The organism is Polaromonas sp., assembly GCF_013817205.1.
Classification (GTDB): Bacteria; Pseudomonadota; Gammaproteobacteria; order Burkholderiales; family Burkholderiaceae_C; genus Polaromonas.
The window spans coordinates 1-3,613 of record NZ_JACDDD010000122.1; the positions used below are offsets into that span (position 1 = coordinate 1).

At 62.4% G+C, this 3,613-nt stretch carries 5 protein-coding genes; 4 read left to right on the plus strand and 1 reads right to left on the minus strand.

Going from position 1 to position 3,613, the window contains the following annotated elements:
- Positions 1 to 74: 74 nt before the first annotated feature.
- The 3 genes from H0W47_RS17925 to H0W47_RS17935 all read left to right on the plus strand — a co-directional run bounded on the left by H0W47_RS17925 (position 75) and on the right by H0W47_RS17935 (position 2,598).
- Positions 75 to 1,097 carry a tripartite tricarboxylate transporter substrate-binding protein gene (locus tag H0W47_RS17925; RefSeq protein ID WP_296926874.1) on the plus strand — a complete coding sequence of 341 codons (1,023 nt, stop codon included), beginning with the start codon at positions 75 to 77 and terminating at the stop codon, positions 1,095 to 1,097.
- Between the two features lie 95 nt (positions 1,098 to 1,192).
- The gene (locus H0W47_RS17930) at positions 1,193 to 1,588 is read left to right on the plus strand and encodes a hypothetical protein (protein ID WP_296926876.1); all 396 of its coding nucleotides are present in this window, start codon (positions 1,193 to 1,195) and stop codon (positions 1,586 to 1,588) included.
- Positions 1,570 to 2,598, plus strand: a complete 1,029-nt coding sequence (locus H0W47_RS17935) for a tripartite tricarboxylate transporter substrate binding protein (protein WP_296926878.1) — start codon at positions 1,570 to 1,572, stop codon at positions 2,596 to 2,598. The genes H0W47_RS17930 and H0W47_RS17935 overlap by 19 nt, the downstream gene beginning before the upstream one ends.
- Positions 2,599 to 2,743: 145 nt before the next feature.
- On the opposite strand, the gene H0W47_RS17940 is transcribed toward H0W47_RS17935, so the two are convergent.
- Positions 2,744 to 3,046: a DUF1840 domain-containing protein gene (locus H0W47_RS17940; protein ID WP_296926880.1), complete on the minus strand. Its 303-nt coding sequence runs from the start codon at positions 3,044 to 3,046 to the stop codon at positions 2,744 to 2,746.
- Between the two features lie 118 nt (positions 3,047 to 3,164).
- On the opposite strand from H0W47_RS17940, the gene H0W47_RS17945 reads away from it, so the two are divergent.
- A partial coding sequence (locus H0W47_RS17945) for a 2OG-Fe dioxygenase family protein (protein ID WP_296926882.1) occupies positions 3,165 to 3,613 on the plus strand: 449 nt, incomplete at its 3' end.

Here is a 3,613-nt window from a genome sequence, read left to right on the forward strand (position 1 = left end):
ACTCGCCTCGGTGCTCCTGCACCATACGGACCGCGCGTTCGCGTACTTCGGGGGAAAACTTGTTTGATTTCTTCATGGCTCCATCTTCTCAAAGGTTGGAGCCTCCTCAATTCCCGGGGCGATTCATACTCGCCTTGGCTGCGACATCCCTCTTTGCCCATGCACAATCCTATCCCGGCTCCAAGCCGATTTCCATCGTGGTGCCATTTGCAGCCGGCGGCCCGACCGACCGCGTGGCACGCGACCTGGCCGAAGCCATGCGCAAGTCCATGGGCGGCAGTGCCAACTTCGTGGTGGAAAACGTCAACGGTGCCGGCGGCACCATAGGCGCCACCAAGGTCGCCAAAGCCAACCCCGACGGCCATACCCTGCTGCTGTTTCATATCGGCATGGCTGCCACCCCCGCCCTGTACCGCAAGCTGCAGTACAAACCCCTGGAAGATTTTGAATACCTCGGCCTGGTCAACGAAGTGCCGATGACGCTGATTGGCAAACCCCAGTTGCCGGCCAACACCTACCGCGACTTCGAGAACTACATCAAGGCCAATTCGGGCAAGCTCAACATTGCCCATGCCGGTCTGGGGTCTGCTTCCCACCTGTGCGGCCTGATGTGGCAATCGGCGATCAACGCCAAGGAAGCCATGACCACCATTCCTTTCGGCGGCACCGGCCCGGCAATGAATGCGCTGGTTGGCGGTCAGGTTGACTTGATGTGCGACCAGACGACCAACACCACCGGCCAGATTGAAGCCGGCCGCGTCAAGGCCTTCGCCGTGACTACCGCCAAGCCCCTGTCCAAGCACAAGCTGCTCAAGGACTACCCTACGCTGCAGGAAATGGGCCTCAAGGGTTTTGACCTGACCATCTGGCACGGCCTGTATGCCCCCAAAGGCACGCCGCCTGCCGTTCTGGCCCAGCTGAACACAGCCCTCAAGGCCGCACTGAAAGACGCAGACTTCATTAAGAAGCAGGAAGGCCTGGGTGCTGTGGTTGTGACCGACAAACGCATGGAGCCCGCCGCTCACAAGACCTTTGTTGCAGGCGAGATTGCCAAACTCAAGCCGGTTATTGACGCGGCAAAGCAGTTCGCGGACTGACCCGGCTTTTGCTTCCGAGAAGCCGCCAGGTGCATGCCGGGCGGCTTTTTTTACGGGACATTTTTCTAGCAACAACCATATTTGACGCCGTACGCATGTCACCCCTTCGCATTGTTGATTCGATCACCGAACTCGTGCCAAGCGACCAAGGCTGCCTGGCAGTGAGTGGTTCGCACGGCGGCCTGAGTTCGGCGCGTTATGCGCTGGCGGCCAGGCCGCTGCTGAGCGTTTTCAACGACGCGGGTGGGGGAAAAGACGGCGCTGGCATGGCTGCACTCGACTTCCTCCAGGCCCGCGGCCTGGCCGCCTGTACGGTGTCGCATGGGAGCGCGCGTATTGGTGAAGCACAGAGCACAATGGAAGACGGCATCGTCAACCAACTGAACGGCCTGGCTCTTGCACTGGGGGTACGGGCCGGACAACCATGCCTGCAGGTCATCGACCACCTGCAAACACAACCAAGGAGACCTTCATGCACCGGATCAGCTTGATAACTTTCAATCTTCGGCAAACCTGCCGCCTTCTGGGCACCGCCTGCGCCTTGGTGCTCGGCGCCTTGATCAGCCTTCCGTCGGCGGCGCAAGGCAGCTGGCCGAACAAGCCGGTGCGCATCGTGGTGCCATTCGCACCCGGCGGAACCACCGACATCCTGGCGCGCGCCGTGGCGCCCGAACTCGCCAAAGCCTTCGGACAACCTTTTGTGGTGGACAACCGCGCCGGCGCGGGCGGCAATGTAGGCGCCGATTTGGTCGCCAAGTCACCAGCCGATGGCTACACCATTCTGATGGGCACCGTCGGCACCCATGGCATTAACAAGTCGATCTACGCAAAGATGCCGTTTGATCCGCAAAAAGACTTTGCCCCAATCACGCTGGTGGCCGGCGTGCCCAACGTCATGGTCATGAACGCCGAAAAAGCTGCCAAGCTAGGCATCAACACGGTCCCCGACTTCGTCAAATACGCCAAGGCCAATCCCGGCAAACTCAGCATGGCTTCCAGCGGCAACGGCACCTCCATTCACCTGGCCGGCGAGCTGTTCAAGTCGAAGAACGGGATTTTCATGACACACATTCCCTACCGTGGCTCCGGCCCGGCGCTGCTCGACCTGGTCGGTGGCAATGTGGACGTGATGTTTGACAACCTGCCCTCGGCCATGCCGCAGATCAAGGCTGGCAAGCTCAAGGCGTTTGCCGTGACCAGCGCCGAGCGCTCCAGCGCCATGCCGGAATTGCCGACCGTCGAAGAGGCCGGCAAGCTCAAGGGCTTTGAAGCCAGCAGCTGGTTTGGCCTGCTGGCGCCCGCCGGCACGCCGCCCGATATTGTCAACCGCATCCAGCAGGAAGTGGCCAAGGCGCTGGCAACGCCAGCCATCAAGGAAAAAATGCTGGCGCAGGGCGCCATCCCCAGCGGCAACACCCCCCAGCAGTTTGCCCAGCTGATCGACTCGGAAATCACCAAGTGGGCTCAGGTCGTGAAGGTCTCGGGCGCTAAGGTCGATTAGCGGAATTGAGGGATCCCTTCAAGCTACAGCAGCCTCGGGGCTCTTCTCTTTTCAAACAGGGGCAGCGGGTCCGGCTCTGCCGGCCCGCAGGCGCAGCGCCCCCTCGGGGGGCAGCGCAGTACGCGAAGCGACAAGCGTGGGGGCCCTAAACTCCCCAGACCACCTCGTGTCCGGCCTTGTGGTTACGCTCCAGCATCTCGATGAAGGGCATCGCACGCTGGCGCAGCCCCAGGCCTTCGCCCGCAGCCGGAGCGTCGTCGGCATCCTGGTCATGCGATTCTTCGAGGGCGATCGCGGCCTGCAGGGCGGCGATGGCGGCCGGCATCTGCTCGGGCAGGATGATGCCCTTGGGGCCAGCGTCCTTGCCGATGACCTCCAGAACGCGGCGGCCGTTGGCCTCCAGCATGATCACGTCGCCGGCAGATTTTGATTTGAATTTGTACAGCATGGAAAAGCTCCTGAGGTTTGGGCAGTCGCTGCGATTATGCGGCGGTCCTCGCGCTCAGGCTGTAGGCTGCTTTCCCGTCATGCGCCAAGCCGGTGCAGCCCTGCCAAAATACCGGCCTATGCTCAATATTCCGACTGCCCCCAAACCCGCCGTGCAGGCACTCAGCCAGGACGGTCTGCGGCTCCTGTCGCCCGCCGATCTGATCGCCGCCCTGCCGACAGAGTGGGCGCAGGGCTGGGCAGCGCTGGCGCCGTCCTGGGGCAATTTGCCACCGGATGCCCACCTGAAAGATGGCGGCCACTACCGCAAACGCCGGCACAGCTGCTTTGTCCAGAACCTTGCCGGCGGCCAGCTGGTGCAGACACCCCATCGGGCCCACTGGCAACCCACCGACTACAACGCGTTGCACGGCGGCTTCGAGCGCTGGTTTGAGCCCGTTGAAGCAGGCGTCGCGGCTGCGCCAGCCTGGACCACTTTGCTAACGGAACTCGGCGCCCTGTTCGCGCAGGTACGGCCGGTGACACGCTGGTTCATCGAGGCGCACCAGTTCCGCATCGACACGGCGGG

Bases quoted from the DNA above. Each gene is read 5' to 3' on its own strand.
- H0W47_RS17925 (WP_296926874.1), top strand. From the start codon at position 75: ATGGCTCCATCTTCTCAAAGGTTGGAGCCTCCTCAATTCCCGGGGCGA.
- H0W47_RS17930 (WP_296926876.1), top strand. From the start codon at position 1,193: ATGTCACCCCTTCGCATTGTTGATTCGATCACCGAACTCGTGCCAAGC.
- H0W47_RS17935 (WP_296926878.1), top strand. From the start codon at position 1,570: ATGCACCGGATCAGCTTGATAACTTTCAATCTTCGGCAAACCTGCCGC.
- H0W47_RS17940 (WP_296926880.1), bottom strand. From the start codon at position 3,046: ATGCTGTACAAATTCAAATCAAAATCTGCCGGCGACGTGATCATGCTG.